The 17,359-nt window shown below is 42.5% G+C and carries 18 protein-coding genes and 1 tRNA gene; 7 read left to right on the top strand and 12 right to left on the bottom strand.

From position 1 onward, the window contains the following. Positions 1-209: 209 nt before the first annotated feature. From lptB to AC13CK_RS09135, 5 genes are read right to left on the bottom strand one after another with little or no spacing between them, the layout of a single operon-like run. A complete protein-coding gene (gene lptB / locus AC13CK_RS09155) occupies positions 210-953 on the bottom strand; it encodes an LPS export ABC transporter ATP-binding protein (RefSeq protein ID WP_005107230.1) in 744 nt (247 codons plus the stop codon). Then, positions 953-1,519, bottom strand: a complete 567-nt coding sequence (gene lptA / locus AC13CK_RS09150) for a lipopolysaccharide transport periplasmic protein LptA (RefSeq protein ID WP_004646679.1) — start codon at positions 1,517-1,519, stop codon at positions 953-955. Before lptA ends, lptB begins: the two co-directional genes overlap by 1 nt. Next, on the bottom strand, positions 1,503-2,051 hold the full coding sequence (gene lptC, locus AC13CK_RS09145) for an LPS export ABC transporter periplasmic protein LptC (protein WP_213687166.1): 549 nt from the start codon (positions 2,049-2,051) through the stop codon (positions 1,503-1,505). Before lptC ends, lptA begins: the two co-directional genes overlap by 17 nt. Positions 2,052-2,084: 33 nt before the next feature. Next, positions 2,085-2,624, bottom strand: a complete 540-nt coding sequence (locus AC13CK_RS09140) for a KdsC family phosphatase (protein ID WP_004279958.1) — start codon at positions 2,622-2,624, stop codon at positions 2,085-2,087. 3 nt (positions 2,625-2,627) lie between these two features. Beyond that, on the bottom strand, positions 2,628-3,671 hold the full coding sequence (locus tag AC13CK_RS09135; RefSeq protein WP_425878194.1) for a KpsF/GutQ family sugar-phosphate isomerase: 1,044 nt from the start codon (positions 3,669-3,671) through the stop codon (positions 2,628-2,630). A gap of 433 nt (positions 3,672-4,104) precedes the next feature. On the opposite strand from AC13CK_RS09135, the gene cysS reads away from it, so the two are divergent. The 4 genes from cysS to AC13CK_RS09115 all read left to right on the top strand — a co-directional run bounded on the left by cysS (position 4,105) and on the right by AC13CK_RS09115 (position 7,716). Continuing rightward, complete coding sequence (gene cysS / locus AC13CK_RS09130; protein ID WP_180087252.1) at positions 4,105-5,526, top strand: cysteine--tRNA ligase; 1,422 nt, start codon at positions 4,105-4,107, stop codon at positions 5,524-5,526. A 62-nt stretch (positions 5,527-5,588) separates the two neighbouring features. Beyond that, a tRNA-Gly gene (locus AC13CK_RS09125) sits at positions 5,589-5,664 on the top strand. A gap of 192 nt (positions 5,665-5,856) precedes the next feature. Next, entirely contained in the window at positions 5,857-6,645 is a 789-nt protein-coding gene (locus tag AC13CK_RS09120) for a PaaX family transcriptional regulator C-terminal domain-containing protein (protein ID WP_224215710.1), read from the top strand. A gap of 93 nt (positions 6,646-6,738) precedes the next feature. Continuing rightward, positions 6,739-7,716 carry a fatty acid desaturase family protein gene (locus AC13CK_RS09115; protein ID WP_348939681.1) on the top strand — a complete coding sequence of 326 codons (978 nt, stop codon included), beginning with the start codon at positions 6,739-6,741 and terminating at the stop codon, positions 7,714-7,716. 31 nt (positions 7,717-7,747) lie between these two features. On the opposite strand, the gene AC13CK_RS09110 is transcribed toward AC13CK_RS09115, so the two are convergent. Then, positions 7,748-8,689: a cation diffusion facilitator family transporter gene (locus AC13CK_RS09110; RefSeq protein ID WP_425878191.1), complete on the bottom strand. Its 942-nt coding sequence runs from the start codon at positions 8,687-8,689 to the stop codon at positions 7,748-7,750. A 131-nt stretch (positions 8,690-8,820) separates the two neighbouring features. Then, entirely contained in the window at positions 8,821-9,462 is a 642-nt protein-coding gene (gene yfcF / locus AC13CK_RS09105) for a glutathione transferase (protein ID WP_425878189.1), read from the bottom strand. A 240-nt stretch (positions 9,463-9,702) separates the two neighbouring features. Between yfcF and AC13CK_RS09100 the strand changes: the two genes are divergently transcribed. Beyond that, positions 9,703-10,419, top strand: a complete 717-nt coding sequence (locus tag AC13CK_RS09100) for a glutamine amidotransferase (RefSeq protein WP_219309591.1) — start codon at positions 9,703-9,705, stop codon at positions 10,417-10,419. A 46-nt stretch (positions 10,420-10,465) separates the two neighbouring features. Here the strand turns inward: AC13CK_RS09100 and AC13CK_RS09095 are convergent, their stop codons facing one another. The 5 genes from AC13CK_RS09095 to AC13CK_RS09075 all read right to left on the bottom strand — a co-directional run bounded on the left by AC13CK_RS09095 (position 10,466) and on the right by AC13CK_RS09075 (position 14,982). After that, entirely contained in the window at positions 10,466-11,053 is a 588-nt protein-coding gene (locus tag AC13CK_RS09095; protein ID WP_425878187.1) for a YceI family protein, read from the bottom strand. A 130-nt stretch (positions 11,054-11,183) separates the two neighbouring features. Then, complete coding sequence (locus AC13CK_RS09090; RefSeq protein WP_253144725.1) at positions 11,184-11,639, bottom strand: GNAT family N-acetyltransferase; 456 nt, start codon at positions 11,637-11,639, stop codon at positions 11,184-11,186. Between the two features lie 175 nt (positions 11,640-11,814). After that, positions 11,815-12,030: a hypothetical protein gene (locus AC13CK_RS09085; RefSeq protein ID WP_005246695.1), complete on the bottom strand. Its 216-nt coding sequence runs from the start codon at positions 12,028-12,030 to the stop codon at positions 11,815-11,817. Positions 12,031-12,164: 134 nt separating this feature from the next. Then, positions 12,165-14,153: a transketolase gene (gene tkt / locus AC13CK_RS09080; protein WP_004279970.1), complete on the bottom strand. Its 1,989-nt coding sequence runs from the start codon at positions 14,151-14,153 to the stop codon at positions 12,165-12,167. Between the two features lie 445 nt (positions 14,154-14,598). After that, complete coding sequence (locus AC13CK_RS09075; RefSeq protein ID WP_004279971.1) at positions 14,599-14,982, bottom strand: prepilin-type N-terminal cleavage/methylation domain-containing protein; 384 nt, start codon at positions 14,980-14,982, stop codon at positions 14,599-14,601. A gap of 473 nt (positions 14,983-15,455) precedes the next feature. Here AC13CK_RS09075 and metK point away from each other — a divergent pair, with 473 nt between their 5' ends. Next, on the top strand, positions 15,456-16,622 hold the full coding sequence (metK, locus tag AC13CK_RS09070; RefSeq protein WP_004279972.1) for a methionine adenosyltransferase: 1,167 nt from the start codon (positions 15,456-15,458) through the stop codon (positions 16,620-16,622). 330 nt (positions 16,623-16,952) lie between these two features. Further along, positions 16,953-17,297 carry a hypothetical protein gene (locus AC13CK_RS09065; protein WP_005104359.1) on the top strand — a complete coding sequence of 115 codons (345 nt, stop codon included), beginning with the start codon at positions 16,953-16,955 and terminating at the stop codon, positions 17,295-17,297. The last annotated feature ends 62 nt before the right edge of the window (positions 17,298-17,359 follow it).

Genomic DNA, 17,359 nt, shown 5'->3' with positions numbered 1-17,359 from the left:
AATCCCCTTCTTTTTTGATCTGTTTTCCCCTGATTTTTTTTAAAGTGTTCTGCCCTAAATCGTATAATTATGTGATGTTTCTTGTTTTAGCCTAACCATATATCAAATCCCTTTAAAAGAAATCTTTTTCACTTTGATTTGATCAAAAAAAAAACCCTGCATCCGACAACTGGCGTCTGATGCAGGGTTTTTATATAAAGCAGGATTATTTAAACAGTGAAATCATCACCCAGATAAACTTTTCTCACGGTCTCATTCGCCAGAATTTCTTCTGGTGTGCCTTCAGCAAGCAATGCGCCTTCACTGACAATATAAGCATGCTCACAAATCGCCAGCGTTTCACGCACGTTATGATCGGTAATCAGCACCCCAATTCCGCGATCTTTCAAGTTCGTAATAATATCCTTAATATCTCCAACCGAAATCGGATCGACACCGGCAAAAGGCTCATCGAGTAGCATAAATTTTGGGTCAGCCGCAAGTGCACGCGCAATCTCGGCACGACGTCGTTCCCCACCAGATACGCTCATGCCCAAAGAATCTTTGATATGGGTGATTTTAAAGTCTGCCAATAGCTCCGCCAGACGTTGCTGACGTTGTGCCTTGGTCATATCTTTACGGGTTTCCAGAATCGCCATAATATTTTCGGAAATTGTCAGTTTTCGGAAAATCGAAGCTTCCTGCGGCAAATAACCAATTCCCTTACGTGCCCGTTCATGCATTGCGAGGTCGGAAAGATCTAGATCATCGAGATAGATTTCCCCCTTATCCATCCGCACCAGACCGACCACCATATAGAAACTGGTGGTTTTACCGGCGCCATTTGGTCCCAGCAACCCAACAATCTGGCCACTTTCCATGCTGAACGACACATCTTTCACTACCCAGCGTTTATTATAGTTTTTCGCCAGATGCTTAATGGTTAAGGTTTGAACCTGCTGCGATTGCTCCATTAATCACGCGCTCCCGGGAAGGATGTTGAACTAGAGGGTGGAATCACGATTTGTACACGGCCAGACGATGAACCGGTTTTGTTTGGTGTTCCGGTAGCTTCGATATCGCCTTTGTTCATGCTGTATTTTAAAGTCGCACCACGAATACTGGCACCGTCCTGTTGCAGGAAGGCATTACCTGACAAGGTAATAATCCCGGTTTCAGCATTGTAGACAATTTTCTGCGCCTGACCTTTGGCAAGACCTTTGGCCGGATCCACTTTTTGCTGGAACTGTGCCGGGCTGCCTGTCGCTGTAATCAGGCTGATCTGACGCTTATTGTTCAGATTGGCCACAATCGAATTGGCTTGCAGCTTCATGGTGCCCTGTTCAATGATAACGTTGCCCGAATACGTCGTCACACCCGTCCGCTCATTGAAAGTCGCCCGGTCAGCCAGCAAAGTGATTGGCTGGTTACGGTCAGATGGCAGTGCAAAAGCAGCGATTGAACCGAGTCCAACCACAGTCGCCAGCGTCATACGCTTCAGGAAAGTGTGCATCATTTTGGCTTTAGGAGTTTGGTTCATACTTTCCTCGAATATTAAAGAATTCGTATTGACCATCATTAAGATTGGCTTTAAGACCCTGGCTGACAAATTCAGCCTGTGGAGATTCCACAATCACTGTCTTGTCTGTTTCAATTTCACGTGTTTTCGGAAAAGCAGTCAGTTCTTCAGTACGAAACTGCATTTTCCCATTTTGCATGATTTTGGTGGCGAGCACTTCTTGAGAGAGTACAACTTTTGTATTGTCATCATAACCATGCGCCATTTTGGCAAAGAAAGTCGCATCGACTTTACCATTGTCATAAGTCGATGCTTGCAGATTTTCCAGCTTTGAGGTTTCTAGCTGCAGATTCTGCTCAAGTCGGTCCACTTGGGCACGAACCGACACCTGGCCTGCTTCATCCGTCTGGGTTAAGTTAATATTTTGAGCGGAATAGGTCATGCTGCGCGCAGAGTCTGCCTGCAGCTTGTTGCCCTTGCCGCTGTAATAGTAATAACCACCACTTATTGCGGCAATAATCACGGCCGTAATATATAAAACTTTAGTATCCATAAGCGGTGTACTTAATCCAAAAGATATGACTTATTAATAAGGCGCACGAGTATATTTTTCAAGTAACTCTTGGTACATGCCTTTGGACATTAACAGCATATCGCAGATTTCACGCACCGCACCACGTCCACCCTGCGCCTGAGTCACCAGATCGGCACGGCGGCGAACTTCGACATGACCATTAGGCACGGTCACTTTCATGCCCGCAATGGCAAAAGCAGACAGATCAGGCCAATCATCGCCCATGTACAGGCAATCTTCAGGATCAATATTGAGCTGCGCACAGGCTTCACGAAGTGCTGTACCTTTGTCTTCACGGCCCTGATAGACCAGATCAACACCCAGATCCGACATACGCTTTTCTACGATATTGCTTTTACGTCCGGTGATAATAATCACCTTGATTCCTGCTTGTTGAACCAGTTTCATGCCCAGACCATCACGAATATCAAAGGATTTGATCTCATCGCCAGTATTGGTCAGCGTTACAAAGCCATCACTTAAAATACCATCTACATCAAGCACCAGTGCTGCAATATGACGTGCCTGCTCTAATAATACATAAGATGCCATTTATTAATTTACCCCAGCCTGAATCAGGTCATGCATACTAATCACGCCAATGACTTTATTGGCATCATCAACAACTACAAATTGATTAATTTTATGTTCATTCATACGTTCCAGTGCGACCACTGCACGTGCTTCCTGAGAAATGGTCAACGGATTTTTGGTCATCACGTCCTGAATAGCCAGATTGACATCAAAACCTTGCTGCTTATCAATCAAGCGACGCAAGTCACCATCGGTAAAAATCCCCAGCAACACATCATTTTCATCGACGACTGTGGTTAAGCCCAAGCGCTTGTTGGAAATTTCGTACAATACTTTATTCATGGCGGTATCTGGCGAGACTTTAGGTAAATCTGCGCCAGTACGCATCAGATGCTTCACGTGCAATAACAGACGCTTACCCAGCGCACCTGCAGGATGTGAGCGTGCAAAATCATCTGAGGTAAAGCCGCGAGCGTCCAGTAAAGCCACCGCCAAAGCATCACCCAAAGCCAATGTTGCCGTCGTTGACGATGTCGGCGCTAAACCCAGTGGACAGGCTTCTTGGATATTACCCAACGTCAAAGCTACATCAGCATTTTGTGGCATTGGACCACGATCATCACCACTGATGGTAATCAGCGGAATTTCCAGATGTTTGATGAGTGGCATCAACATCATGATTTCATCACTCTTGCCCGAGTTTGAAATCGCAATCAGCACATCACCAGCCACTAACATACCCAAGTCGCCATGACCGGCTTCACCTGGATGCATAAAGAATGAGGGAGTTCCGGTCGAAGCAAAGGTCGCCGCCATTTTACGGCCAATATGACCTGACTTGCCCATTCCGGTAATCACCAGACGGCCAGTACACTGTAAAATAATTTCACATGCCCGGCTAAACCGGTTATCAATCTGTGTTGCTAAAATCTGTAGTGCATTTTCTTCGATGCGCAGTGTTTCAAGTGCGACTTTCTGGAAATCTAGTTGATTCGCTGTTTTTTGTGGATTCAAAGCCTGTTTACCTACGCTAAGGACAGAGAAAAACTCTGGTTTGATGGGCATAATTTTCGCAATTTTAGCATAGCTATGCAATTGTAAGCTTTCTAAATGTAGAAGATTCGACGGATTTTTAATATATTCAGATTGTATTCAACTTGCACAATCTGGTATCTCCGCCTCTACATTCGCTCCATTTTTGACGCTGTAAAAGGCACTTGTTTTTATTTTTTAGGGTAACACGCTTACGCTATCCGAAATAAGTTTGGGTCAAATCAGACCAGACTCATTCAAATATAATTCCATCAGACTGGCAAACACTGCCTCTGAAAATGTAAGCTCAATATTCGCTATTTCACTTCCTGAACCCCTTCTTTATAAATCACTCTCGTTGCCTAACTCCCCTAAATAACTGAGGCTTTTTACGCTTTTATCTTTATGAATAATTATGCTTAGGTTAAGATGATTCATCCTTTTATTTGAAGTCTTTTGAACAGCTATGCAACCATTTGTTCTATATAACTCAGAGCAACGCAAAAAAGTAGAATTCGTACCTCGTGTTGAAGGTCAAATTGATCTGTATGTCTGTGGTATGACGGTGTATGACTACTGTCATATTGGACATGCACGTACAGTGGTTGCATTTGACTATATTATCCGTTTCCTGCGTAGCCAAGGCTGGAAGGTCAAATATGTGCGTAATATTACGGATATTGACGATAAAATTATTAAACGTGCCAATGAAAATGGCGAAAGTATCTCAGAGCTAACCAGCCGCTTTATTGATGCGATGAATGAGGATTTTGCCAAACTGGGCTGCCTTGCACCTGATGTAGCACCTAAAGCCACAGATTACATCGATCAGATGCAAGATATGATCAGCAACCTGGTCGACAAAGGTACGGCTTATCCATCCAATAATGGTGATGTCTACTTTGAGGTCGAGAAGTTTGCCAAATATGGTCGTCTTTCTGGCCGTAAATTAGAAGATATGCAAGCCGGCGCGTCTGAACGTGTCGATGTTGAAGTCGAAAAGAAACACCCGTTTGACTTTGTCCTCTGGAAACATGCCAAGGAAAATGAACCGTCATGGGCATCACCTTGGGGCAATGGCCGTCCAGGCTGGCACATCGAATGTTCAGCAATGTCGACCTGCTGCCTAGGCAATCATTTCGATATTCATGGCGGTGGTGCTGATCTGACTTTCCCGCACCATGAAAATGAAATTGCACAATCTGAAGCATCTACTGGCGAACAGTATGTTAATTACTGGATGCATGCCGGATTCATCAATGTCGATGGCGAGAAAATGTCGAAGTCTTTAGGCAATTTCTTCACCATTCGCGACGTGATTGAAAAATTCCATCCGGAAGTGGTGCGTTACTTTATTGTCTCTTCCCATTATCGTAGCCCGGTGAATTACTCGGATGTTGCCTTAAAAGAAGCAAAAAATACCTTGTCTCGTTTCTACCATTCTTTTAAAACCTATCAGGCGGTTTATGGTGATCATCTGATTGAAACTCTGGATGAGGCTTTGGTTGAGCGTTTCAATGCCGCTATGCGTGATGATTTCAATACGCCTGAAGCGATTGCGGTATTGTTCGAAATCAATAAAGAGCTGAATCGTACCGTGAAAGAAGAAAATGCGGAACAGGCAGCGATCTACTACGCAACTTTACGTCACCTGACCAATATTCTCGGTCTGGTACAGCAAAATGTAGATGAGTTCCTCAAATCTGACATTGGTCAAGAAGCTCTAGGATTGTCACCTGAACAAATTGAAGATTTGATTCAACAGCGTCAGGATGCCAAGAAAGCCAAAGAGTTCGCACGTGCGGATGAGATTCGTCAATCTTTACTTGATCAAGGCGTGGTACTTGAGGATACTCGTCAAGGTACAGTTTGGCGTCGTGCTGATTAATTAATCAAACAGATTTATAGGGAGTTGACACTGCTGTGGAATTCTCTATAATTCACCTCATTGCGGGAATAGCTCAGTTGGTAGAGCATAACCTTGCCAAGGTTGGGGTCGGGAGTTCGAGTCTCCTTTCCCGCTCCAGAATACGAAAAACCCTTATCGAAAGATAAGGGTTTTTTTATTGTGTTTGAAAAAAATTTATTAATAAAATGTATATCTCAAATCACTTATTCATCCTCTTTTACCCTGACAATTTTTTTGGGTTATTCATGACAAAGTGCTATTGTGGATAAACTTTAAAACTTTCAATCCCTTTCATAACGATATCGTTTCATGACTTATAAATTGAATGCTCGTCATCTTGTTTTAGACTTACTCTACGCTTCTAAGAACTCAACCTTGACTATTAAGCGGATATTAGCTGCTGCTGAATTATTGGGTATATCTGACAATGGTATCCGTGTCGCTGTGGCTCGATTAAATCAGGAAAATTTCATTCAAGCTGTGGAACGCGGCGTGTATCAATTGCTAGAGAAAAAATTCGATACTTCTTTTATCAGCTTAAACAAACACCCTGATATGCAAACGGCGACCACATGGAACGGAAAATATGTATTGGTCTATACCGGCACTTTGGGACGTGTAGACCGTACCGCCTTATATAAAAGAGAAAAAGCGCTGCGTTATTATGGTTTTCAGGAACTAGAGCAAAATGTTTTTATTCGTCCCGATAATTTAACGCTAAACCTAAGTCCATTAAAAACAGCTGTAATCCAGTTTGGATTAGATCCTGACGCACGTTTTTTCCAAGTCAGTCAACTGGAAAGTGAAACCGAAATTCGTGATTTATGGGATATCGAAGAGCTACATCAGACCTATCATGCAGTACAGCATGATATTAACGACTGGTTTGAAAATTACCAAAATCTGACTTTAGCAGAGGCTGCAAAAAGTGCCTTTTATCTAGGTAAATCTGCCCTGTTTAGTTTACGTGCTGATCCTTTGCTTCCTGCAGAATGGATAGACACCGATGCCCGACAACAATTTGAGCTCGCAGTCCGCAAAATAGAAAAACAGGGTCAACTTTTATGGCAACACTATTTTAAAGACCAAGGGGTCTAATTTATTTCTTTTTTATACACAAAAATAAATTGACTGTAATATTTCATCCAAATATATTGAATAAAGCAATAAGAACTAAATATAGGCAGAAGAATGAACAGCAAGGTCAGTGTCACAGAACTTTTTAGTCGTGATGAAATTAAAGAACTCACCACGACCTCAGACTTACACGGTGCCTGGGCAGTAGGTTCAACCTGGACCGTAATTGTCATGACCTTTGGTACGGTTGCCTATAGCTGGGAATATTTACCTACATGGGGGAAAGTCCTGATGTGCGCGCTGGCATTGGCCATTCTTGCGGGACGCCAGCTTGCGATGGCTATTTTGATGCATGATGCCTCACATCATAGCCTGTTCAAAACTAAATGGTTAAACACTCATTTGACCGACTGGCTCTGTGCACGCCCGATCTGGAATGATGTTAGCAAGTATCGTCCTTATCATCTGAAACATCATGCTAAAACCTCACAGCCAGATGATCCTGACTTGGGGTTGGTAAAAAAATTTCCCATTACTCAAAGCTCACTATTCAGGAAATTTTTCCGTGACCTGAATGGACAATCTGGGCTTAAGTTTCTTGCAGGTCGGGTATTGATGGATCTTGAATTACTGGAATGGAGTGTTTCCAACGACCCCAAGCCAATTCTGCGTGGTGATCGTAGCAATCTAGAACTCGCAAAAAATCTGCTGAAAAATAGTTCAGGTATGCTGATCTCAAATGCAGCAATTTTTTCTGCACTGTGGGCCAGCGGACATCCTAAACTGTATTTATTATGGCCTCTTGCCTATATCACTCCATTTCCCCTGTTTATCCGCATCCGAGCCATGGCTGAGCATGCCGGATTAGAAACCAGTCATTCTGCCCTTAGTAATACCCGAACCACTCGTGCAGGTTGGTTGGCACGTGCTCTGGTTGCCCCGATTCATGTGAACTATCATATTGAACATCATTTGATGGCCTCTGTTCCGCATCAAAAGCTGGCGAGAATGCACCAGATGTTAAGGGAGCGTGAGTATGTCGATGCTCCGCCAAGTTATTTGGATGTGATTCGCTCACTTTTAAAAAAATAATCAATTTTCCCGATTCTTATATTATTCCACTTCAATGCTGATGGGTTTCGACATGTGAATGCAGATGTGAGGATTGTCCCCGATGTTCTGGTGGGCAGTCTTCCGCTTCAATCTGCAAAGTCATCTCGGTAATATGATGCTCATGGTGAAGCATCTCAAAGGTCTGATGCCGCAGTTTCTGATAATCCACATTCGGCGCAACCAGATGCACAGTCAGCATGACTTTTTTGGAAGTAATTGCCCAAACCTTGAGCTGATGAATGTCCTGAACCCCTTCGAGCGCCAAAAGATCGTGGCGTAATTTTTCAATATCAATTTCATCCGGCACACCCTCAAGCAGAATATTGATGCTCTGTTTCAGCAAAATCCAGGTTCTTGGCAATACCCAAAATCCGATCAATACCGCAATCAGCGCATCCATCCACATCCAGCCAGTCAAATAAATCACTAGTGCCCCAATAATTACTCCGACTGATCCCAGCGCATCACTGAGAACTTCCAGATAAGCACCTTTAACATTGAGACTTTCCTGACTACTGGATACCAGAATTTTCATGGAAATCAGATTAATGGTCAGCCCCAAGGTGGCTACGATCATCATCCCCAAACTCTGGATTTCCGGCGGATGACTCAAACGCTGATAAGCTTCAAACAAGATATAAATCGCAACTACAAACAGCATCAAGGCGTTAAACAGGGCAGCCAGAATTTCAAAACGCTGATAACCAAAAGTCCGTTTATTGTCTGCCGGTTTTTGTCCAATTTTAATGGCCACTAATGCGATAGCCAGTGCAGCAGCATCGGTAAACATATGCGCAGCATCAGAAAGTAGGGCCAAACTTTGAGTCAGAAAACCGGCAATCACTTCCACAATTAAAAAAGTCGTGGTTAATGCCAACGCTATTGATAATTTTTTGGCATTTTTTGCAGTCACAGTGACATGACTATGTTCATGATGATGTGAATTCCCCACCGGCCACTCCTTCCTTCTTATTCAATGAGGATTATATCCTCTGTATCTTTCAAGTTTTATTCTGATTCATATTACGCTTGAATTTTATCTATTTAAGTAGGTTTTTTTATGAACTGTTTTATCAGTCGGCATTAGATTAAAGTTTTAGCTTTTTCATGTTCTGCAAGCCAGGCTTGTACCGAAGCACACTTAAAATTACGCTCGACATATTCTATTATTTTCACAGGAAGTTTCACCTGATGGCTCAGCAAACGATGCAACATAAAGGCCAGATCAAAGTCTGCAATGGACCAGTGTTCAGTCAACCATATGTCCTCCAGCATATATTCTGCCACATTCACCAAGCGCTGAATTTCTTCAGTGATCGGAGCTGTAAGAGGTGTAGATATTTTTGCTGGGTGAAATACCCAATCGGAAGGCATCTGCTGGCGGATTTGCATAAAATCGGTTTTGACCAAAGCTTGTATGGCGCGACATTTGGCTCTGGCCTGAATTTCCTTAGGATATAAGGCCGGATAACTTGGAGCCGGAAAGGCATCTTCCAAGTATTCAGTGATCGCCCATGATTCAAACAGGCTAAAGTTATCTACTATTAAACACGGAACTTTAGCACTTGGACAAATGGCTTGATAAGCCGCGGATTTCTGTTGCTGCTGATCTAAATCAATCACGATTTCCTGAAAATCTAAACCCTTTTCTTTTAAGGCAACATAAACCGACATGGCATAGGGGCTGATTCTGTTTTTATCGACATATAAACGTATATTTTGCATATCCTTGATCCTGATGGTCTTGTTGTTTTTATTCAGTACGGCAGTCTTACTCTACTCTCTTTCCTACACAAAAGAAAAAATGAACTGCTTAATGTAGCGATCACACGGAAATTTTTAGAAACTTTCTGATAGCGCAGCGATGCTCATTATTTTCTATTTTGCACAGGATCGGTAGATAAAGCCTTTTATTTTGCTTTTGATTCACGTTAAATTAAATCATTCTCTTGATATCAAAAAACTATGCTGAACTTAGCCCACCTCCCCGATACCGTTTATGCCATTCAACATCTCGCTTTTGAAGACTTAGGCGCTTGGGAAGATATTTTTTATCAGCTCGGCTTACGTGTGCGTTATTTCGAAGCCGGTATCGATGATCTCACTAAGGCTTTTGAACATCCCGGATTAACAGTCATTCTCGGTGGCCCGATTGCAGTCTATGAAACTGAGGATTATCCTTTTTTACAACAGGAAATAGACTTACTTAAAGTTCGCCTGCAAAAGAATTTACCGACATTAGGCATCTGTTTAGGTGCGCAATTAATTGCTGCTGCATTGGATGCTGAAGTCTATCCAGGAGATGTAAAGGAAATTGACTGGTCTAAACTCAGTCTTGCTTCTATTGAAAATAATCCACTAAAAGCTCTGGATGATATTGACGTCCTGCATTGGCATGGTGATACCTTTGACCTACCTGAACAGGCTGAATTGCTGGCCAGCTCTGATCTTTATCCAAATCAGGCCTTTCGGGTAGGACAGAATATTCTAGCACTACAATTCCATGCTGAAGTGGCCAGTGAAAGTTTAGAGAAATGGCTGATTGGACATACCTGTGAGTTACGCAAAGCCCAGATCAATATCCCTGCCTTGCGGGCGGATCATCAAAGCTATGCGCCCGCGCTTGAACAGGCAGCCAGTTCGGTATTGATGCATTATTTAGAAAACCTGCAACTTAAATAACCGTAATAAAAAAGCACCCAACTGGGTGCTTTTTTATTTGTCATTTTTACTTTTTCGGAGCAGGTACAGAAGCCTCGGTAGTAATGTTCACTGTAATTTTATCGCCCACATTTGGAACATAACCGCCTACCCCAAAGGCTGAACGGTTAAATGAAGTGGTTGCATTGAAACCAATCGTTTGTAATTTTGTCATTGGGTGCATGCCTTGTTTATTTAAAACTGCGTCCAGTACCACAGGTTTAGTGACATCTTTTACGGTTAAGTTACCGGTGATTTTGTATTTGTTTTTGCCTAAAGCCTGAACTTTAGTACTTTTAAAAGTGATATTCGGATATTTGGCAGCATCAAAAAATTCTGCTGTCTTAATATGGTCATCCAGCGCTTTCACATTCGTATTAATGCTTGCAACCGGGATATTCACATTGACCGAAGAATTCGCAGGTTTTACATTATCAACATTAATCGTACCTTGGATGTCACTGAAGTTTGCAGATGGTGTAGAGAAACCAAAGTGGCTCCAAGAGAACACCGTTGCTGAATGAGTCGGGTCAATCGTATAGGCCACTGGTTTTGCCATAGAAACTGTTGCTACAGATGCGACCGCCAAGCCTAATGCTAATGTTTTGAAATTCATGTTTTTATCTCACGTTTTGGATGTTATTAAGTGTATAGAATCTGGAACCGTTTACAGCCCTAAAGATAAAACGTTTTGTTGCAGTGATGAAACGATAAAATTGTAAGTTATTTTTTTTAATTTTTGAGCTTTAATCCATACGGTACTGGATGAATCCAGTTTTCTTGGCGACTTTGTTATACAATGCTTGTGCCTGATGATTTGATTCCTGAGTCAGCCAGTAAACCCGGTCGCAATTACGCTGCTGTGCAACCTGATAGACATGTTGAATCAACTTACGCGCCACACCCTTTCCCCGATAGTCAGGATGGGTAAATAGATCCTGCAAATAGGCATAAGGTCTTACTGTCCAGCTACTATTATGTTCGATAACATGCACAATCCCCACGACCTTTCCATCCATCAGCGCCGCAAAACCGTACATTGAATCTAATTCATAATTGGTTAATTTATCCCAGGTATTTTCACTTACCTCTTCAGAAATTTGCGTCTGATAAAAGCGTTGATAGTCTTGCCATAAAAATAGCCATTCTGCCTGTGATATTTGCTCTAAAGATTTGATCTGGATCTGGGGCTGTATATTCATGTTTAACCGCTTCTTTGGCTTATTTCTTTAATTTAAGTCATTTCGATAGTAGTCGCTGAATTTTTATAGCGGCCTAAACTTAGCTTTATCTCATCTGGTGCTCATAAGCAACCTGTCAGATGAAAATCATCCGGCATAAAAAAAGGCCCAATCAGGGACTTTTCATGCTTTATGTTTAAAGTTTTTCAACCAGAATACGATCAACCTGTTTTAGGCCAGTCGTCTTTTCATGATTTTTACGACGCACTTTAATGACCTTTTCTTCGGCTAATTCTTGCAGCATTAAATCAACTGCAACCATCGCTTCAAGAGCTAACTCCTGTCCGATCCACTTGAGTTCGCCTGCATCCATTAAAATAATTTCATCGTTAATTTGTTCATACAAGCTCATGTTCATCTCACTCTTTCATTTCGACTATGGGAGAACTTTCTAACGATTGCCACATGAAAACAACGCTAAAAAGCGAAAAAATAAAAGACGCCCCAAAAATGGAGCGTCTTTTAAAAAACTGCTTAATCAGTTGATTATGCAGTAATCTCTTTTATAGCTGCTACAACTGCTTCAGTGGTAATCCCGAAGAACTGGAACAGATCTTTTGCAGGTGCAGATTCGCCATACGTTGTCATACCGATTACGCGACCATCAAGGCCCACAAATTTCCACCAGTAATCAACATGTGCAGCCTCAACAGCAACACGTGCACGAATATTTGATGGAAGAACCGCTTCACGATAAGCTGCATCTTGCTTCATGAATTCTTCAGCACATGGCATAGACACGACACGCACGCCTTCAAGCTGTGCATAAGCTTCCATTGCCAGAGATACTTCAGAACCAGTTGCAATGATGATGGCTTTCAATTCGCCTTTTTCTTCAGCCAATACATAGCCACCTTTCGCAGCGTTCTCAATTTGAGCTTGAGTACGGGTTTGGAATGGCAAGTTCTGACGAGAGAAGATCAATGCGGTTGGACCTTCAGCACGCGTTAATGCAGATTTCCAAGAAATTGCTGCTTCAACGGTGTCACATGGACGCCATGTATTTAGGTTTGGTGTACCACGAAGGGATGCGATCTGCTCAACAGGTTGATGCGTTGGGCCATCTTCACCCAGACCAATTGAGTCATGCGTATACACATGGATCACGCGCTGTTTCATTAATGCAGACATACGTACCGCATTACGTGCATATTCCATAAACATCAGGAATGTTGCTACATAAGGGATGAACCCGCCATGCAGTGCAACACCATTCGCGATTGCAGTCATACCGAATTCACGTACGCCATAGTGTACGTAGTTACCTGCCGGATTGTCCTGTACGCCTTGCGCGCCTTTCCAAAGGGTCAGGTTAGAACCTGCAAGATCCGCAGAACCACCTAGAACTTCTGGCAATAATGGAACAAGTGCTTGCAATACATTTTGGCTGGCTTTACGCGTTGCAATTGTTTCAGCTTTGGCATTCACTTCTGCAATATAGGCATCCGCTTTTGCAACGAAGTCAGCCGGTAATTCACCAGATAAACGACGTTTAAATTCAGCGGCTTCAGTTGGATATTTTGCAGCATAAGCAGCAAATGTTTCGTTCCAAGCTGCTTCTGATTCAGCACCTTTGGCTTTCGCATCCCAAGCTGCATAAACATCTTCAGGAATCACAAATGCTTCGTCAGTCCAACCTAGCGCTTCACGAGTCAACACGATTTCGTCATGACCGAGTGGTGCACCATGACTGTCTTCTTTACCTTGCTTGTTTGGTGAACCCAAACCAATCACGGTTTTACAGATAATGATGGTTGGTTTAGCAGTTTCAGCTTTCGCCTCAATCGTTGCCTGACGGATTGCATCTGCATCGTGGCCATCAACTTTAATCACTTGCCAGCCGTATGCCAGAAAGCGTTGTTCTGTATCGTCAGAGAACCAGCCTTCCACTTCGCCGTCAATCGAGATGCCATTGTCGTCATAGTAAGCAATCAATTTGCCCAGACCCAATGTACCCGCCAAAGAACATGCTTCGTGAGAAACACCTTCCATCAAACAGCCATCGCCGAGGAAGCAATAAGTGAAGTGATCTACAACTTGGATGTCGTCTTTGTTGAATTGCGCAGCTAGAGTTTTTTCAGCCAGTGCAAAACCGACAGCATTCGCGATGCCTTGACCTAAAGGACCAGTCGTCGTTTCAATCCCTGGTGCATAGCCCAACTCCGGGTGACCAGGTGTTTTAGAATGAAGTTGACGGAATGCTTTAAGATCTTCAATCGAAAGATCGTAGCCCGTTAAATGAAGAAGCGCATATTGAAGCATAGAGCCATGGCCATTTGATAATACAAAACGGTCACGGTTTGCCCAATTCGGGTTGGTCGGGTTGTGGTTCATGAATTCACGCCAAACCACATCAGCGATATCTGCCATCCCCATTGGAGCACCTGGATGTCCTGAGTTTGCTTTTTGCACAGCATCCATTGCCAATACACGAATTGCGTTTGCAATACGACGTTCATTAAGCGGGGTTGTCATAAATCAGAGTCCAAAATATTCAGAAATAGGAAATGATGAAAAGACTTTCAAAACTGCTGTCTATTGTCTTAAAAAAACAGCGAGGGGTAAAGACTAACCAACAATATTTATCAGTTTATTGAGTGTCTCTTGCCTTATCGTACAATTATTCCACATTTCTTCTTCGGCTTTGATTCGCTCTACTGGTTTACAGATTGAATTATCCTGCATTTCAAAAGCGACTTTAATTTCTGTATCTGGATTTCAAGCTGATAAACAGGATTGAATTTATGCTGATTTTGTTTCTATTTCATATGTCTCACACCATTATTTTTGAAGAAAATTCATACAATTCTCTGATGTATTCATAATGTAATTTGTATTAAATTTTATAAAATATTGGCAGGATTGTTTGATATACAGGTGAAATCTAATTTGCCTAGGCTAATTTCCAACCTCGGCAGACTTATTGTCCTTGACAATCTTTAGGCAAATAGCGCTGCTGAATATCAGTGGAATAACATTTGCCACTATGAACATCAAAAGCGACTGATTTCCCGCGAATCGCAGTATCTACACCCTGCTCTCGTATCTTGAACTCTATCCGGCAAGCGGCATTAATAATGACTTTTTCGATATATTGACCATGCCCACCAATCTGGCGTCCGGCATCACAGTGCTGATCCGAAGCAATAAACTGGGTTCGATATGCTCCAGCCTGTTCAAACACTTCGGCCAATTGATTACGCACGACATAAGCTTGATAACTCATAAAAGCCATCGTCACTAAAATCGCGATAATGATGAGCACGATCAGCACTTCAATCAGGGTAAATGCCTTTTGATACATGATTTCTGATCTCCTTACAGTCTTGCTCCAAGAAGTCCATAGCAAAAGATGTCGCCATTCCTAACCAGCTAATGTGGAAGACTTAGCGCTAATATGAAGATATACCCGAACATCAACAAGACATTTGGTCGCAAGGCGCACAGCCTGAATCTGCTTTATTGATGTAATGATCACTTGCTTAAGTAAATTTTGAATTTTGAGCTTTGTATTTTGTCTATCGTCTATTTTTTTAAGATTTAATCGGAAATCTAAGCATTTAATTTTCTGACAGTCTGACGGATTAAAATATTGTTGCTTCATATTCCCCAATCAATAATGCTGTCTAAATAGACATATCAATTTTTTTAATTCTATTAATCAATTAAAAACACAATAATTTGAAACAATTTCGACCAATTTTGTCGTGTTAAGCTAGTCCTAGAGCGCAACTCGATGTAACATATCGGGTCTTTAAAATTAACTGTGATAGGACTATGCGCGAGTACGCTGTATTTACTTCGGAATCTGTAAGCGAAGGCCATCCAGATAAAATGGCTGACCAAATCAGTGACGCTATTTTGGATGCAATCTTAAAAGAAGACCCATATGCACGGGTTGCTTGTGAAACGCTTGTAAAAACAGGTGCGGTTGTACTTGCCGGTGAAATCACAACGACAGCAAATGTTGATTTTGAGGCAATTGTACGTCATACCGTAAACGGAATTGGTTATCACCATTCTGATCTTGGTTTTGATGGTTCAACCTGTGCCGTGATCAACATGATTGGTAAACAGTCACCTGAAATTGCTCAAGGTGTCGACCGCCAGAAACCTGAAGATCAGGGTGCCGGCGACCAAGGTTTAATGTTCGGTTACGCCAGCCGCGAGACTGATGTATTAATGCCTGCGCCGATTTCATATGCGCATCGCTTGATGGAAAAGCAGGCTGAATTACGCCGTAATGGCACCTTGCCATGGTTACGCCCAGATGCAAAAAGCCAGGTAACGTTTGCTTATGAAAATGGCGTACCAGTTCGTTTAGATGCAGTCGTTCTTTCGACTCAACATGATTCTGAAATCACTCAAGCGAACCTGAAAGAAGCTGTGATTGAAGAGATTGTGAAGAAAATCATTCCTGCTGACATGTTCCATGCGGACACCAAATTCCACATCAACCCAACGGGTATGTTTGTGATCGGTGGTCCTGTGGGTGACTGTGGTTTGACTGGCCGTAAAATTATCGTAGATACCTACGGCGGTATGGCACGTCACGGCGGTGGTGCTTTCTCTGGTAAAGATCCATCTAAAGTTGACCGCTCTGCTGCGTATGCAGGTCGTTATGTGGCGAAAAACATCGTTGCTGCTGGCTTGGCTGACAAGTGTGAGATTCAGGTGTCTTATGCGATTGGTGTTGCTGAGCCAACTTCAATTTCAATCAATACATTCAATACTGCAAAAGTCTCTGAAGAATTGATTATTGCACTGGTTCGTGAACATTTCGACTTACGTCCATATGGCATTACCCGTATGCTTGACCTGATCCAGCCAATGTATAAGCAAACTGCTGCTTATGGTCACTTCGGTCGTGAAGGTTCAGATACTGCATTTACCTGGGAAAAAACTGACAAAGTGGAAGCGCTTAAAGCCTCTGCTGGTCTATAAGTTTTTCTTAAAAAAAGCCTGCATCATGCGGGCTTTTTTCTGTCTTTCATTTCTTCATTTTTAGAATTATCTCTGGCTCATGATGCCAAATATCTAAATACCAAACTTCATACTATAATCTGCATGTCGAATGATAGTTTTGAAGCTCCCCTCTCTGTGAATATCACTATTCCATGAAACTTAAAACAACTTCCGACTGTGCCATTACAGTATAAGTATCGAAAAAAGTTACAGTTAATCAACAAATGTTGATCTATTTGCTAGCATAAATCTAAACAAATGGCTGCTAAATTAGATTGCAGCTCTACAACAACAAAAGGATATTACTCGATGAATAAATTACTGATTGCTTTAGGTTTGGCGACCACTGTTGCCTTAGTCGGCTGTAGTAAAGAAGAAGCGCCTGAAACCGGCGCAACCACAGGTGAGCATTTAGAAAATGCAGCCAATCAAGCCGGTCATGATATGGAAGATGCCAGCCGTGAGGCTGCGGTAGAAACCGAACGAGCAATGGATAATGCCGCGGAAAATACTGCTCAGGCAGCGGACGAAGCAGCTGCTGCAACGTCTAGAGCAGCAGATGCCACTGCGGAAGCAGCACGTAAAGCAACTGCAGCAACAGCTGCGGCAGTTGAGGAAGGTGCCGGAGAAGTTCGGGAAAAAGCTGAAAACTGATTTTAGGATTCAGCTTGATGTTTAAAAGCCTGCGATTGCAGGCTTTTTTATTAGAGATGATT

Source organism: Acinetobacter sp. L-24, assembly GCF_056857555.1.
Note: the sequence above shows the minus strand (reverse complement) of the source record. Positions and strands in the feature narration are given on the sequence as shown.

Coding starts and splice junctions, on each gene's coding strand:
- AC13CK_RS09085 (WP_005246695.1), bottom strand. CDS start 12,030: ATGAGCTTGTATGAACAAATTAACGATGAAATTATTTTAATGGATGCA.
- lptA (WP_004646679.1), bottom strand. CDS start 1,519: ATGAACCAAACTCCTAAAGCCAAAATGATGCACACTTTCCTGAAGCGT.
- lptC (WP_213687166.1), bottom strand. CDS start 2,051: ATGGATACTAAAGTTTTATATATTACGGCCGTGATTATTGCCGCAATA.
- AC13CK_RS09095 (WP_425878187.1), bottom strand. CDS start 11,053: ATGAATTTCAAAACATTAGCATTAGGCTTGGCGGTCGCATCTGTAGCA.
- metK (WP_004279972.1), top strand. CDS start 15,456: ATGCGCGAGTACGCTGTATTTACTTCGGAATCTGTAAGCGAAGGCCAT.
- yfcF (WP_425878189.1), bottom strand. CDS start 9,462: ATGCAAAATATACGTTTATATGTCGATAAAAACAGAATCAGCCCCTAT.
- AC13CK_RS09065 (WP_005104359.1), top strand. CDS start 16,953: ATGAATAAATTACTGATTGCTTTAGGTTTGGCGACCACTGTTGCCTTA.
- cysS (WP_180087252.1), top strand. CDS start 4,105: ATGCAACCATTTGTTCTATATAACTCAGAGCAACGCAAAAAAGTAGAA.
- AC13CK_RS09120 (WP_224215710.1), top strand. CDS start 5,857: ATGACTTATAAATTGAATGCTCGTCATCTTGTTTTAGACTTACTCTAC.
- AC13CK_RS09090 (WP_253144725.1), bottom strand. CDS start 11,639: ATGAATATACAGCCCCAGATCCAGATCAAATCTTTAGAGCAAATATCA.
- AC13CK_RS09075 (WP_004279971.1), bottom strand. CDS start 14,982: ATGTATCAAAAGGCATTTACCCTGATTGAAGTGCTGATCGTGCTCATC.
- AC13CK_RS09140 (WP_004279958.1), bottom strand. CDS start 2,624: ATGGCATCTTATGTATTATTAGAGCAGGCACGTCATATTGCAGCACTG.
- AC13CK_RS09135 (WP_425878194.1), bottom strand. CDS start 3,671: ATGCCCATCAAACCAGAGTTTTTCTCTGTCCTTAGCGTAGGTAAACAG.
- tkt (WP_004279970.1), bottom strand. CDS start 14,153: ATGACAACCCCGCTTAATGAACGTCGTATTGCAAACGCAATTCGTGTA.
- AC13CK_RS09100 (WP_219309591.1), top strand. CDS start 9,703: ATGCTGAACTTAGCCCACCTCCCCGATACCGTTTATGCCATTCAACAT.
- lptB (WP_005107230.1), bottom strand. CDS start 953: ATGGAGCAATCGCAGCAGGTTCAAACCTTAACCATTAAGCATCTGGCG.
- AC13CK_RS09115 (WP_348939681.1), top strand. CDS start 6,739: ATGAACAGCAAGGTCAGTGTCACAGAACTTTTTAGTCGTGATGAAATT.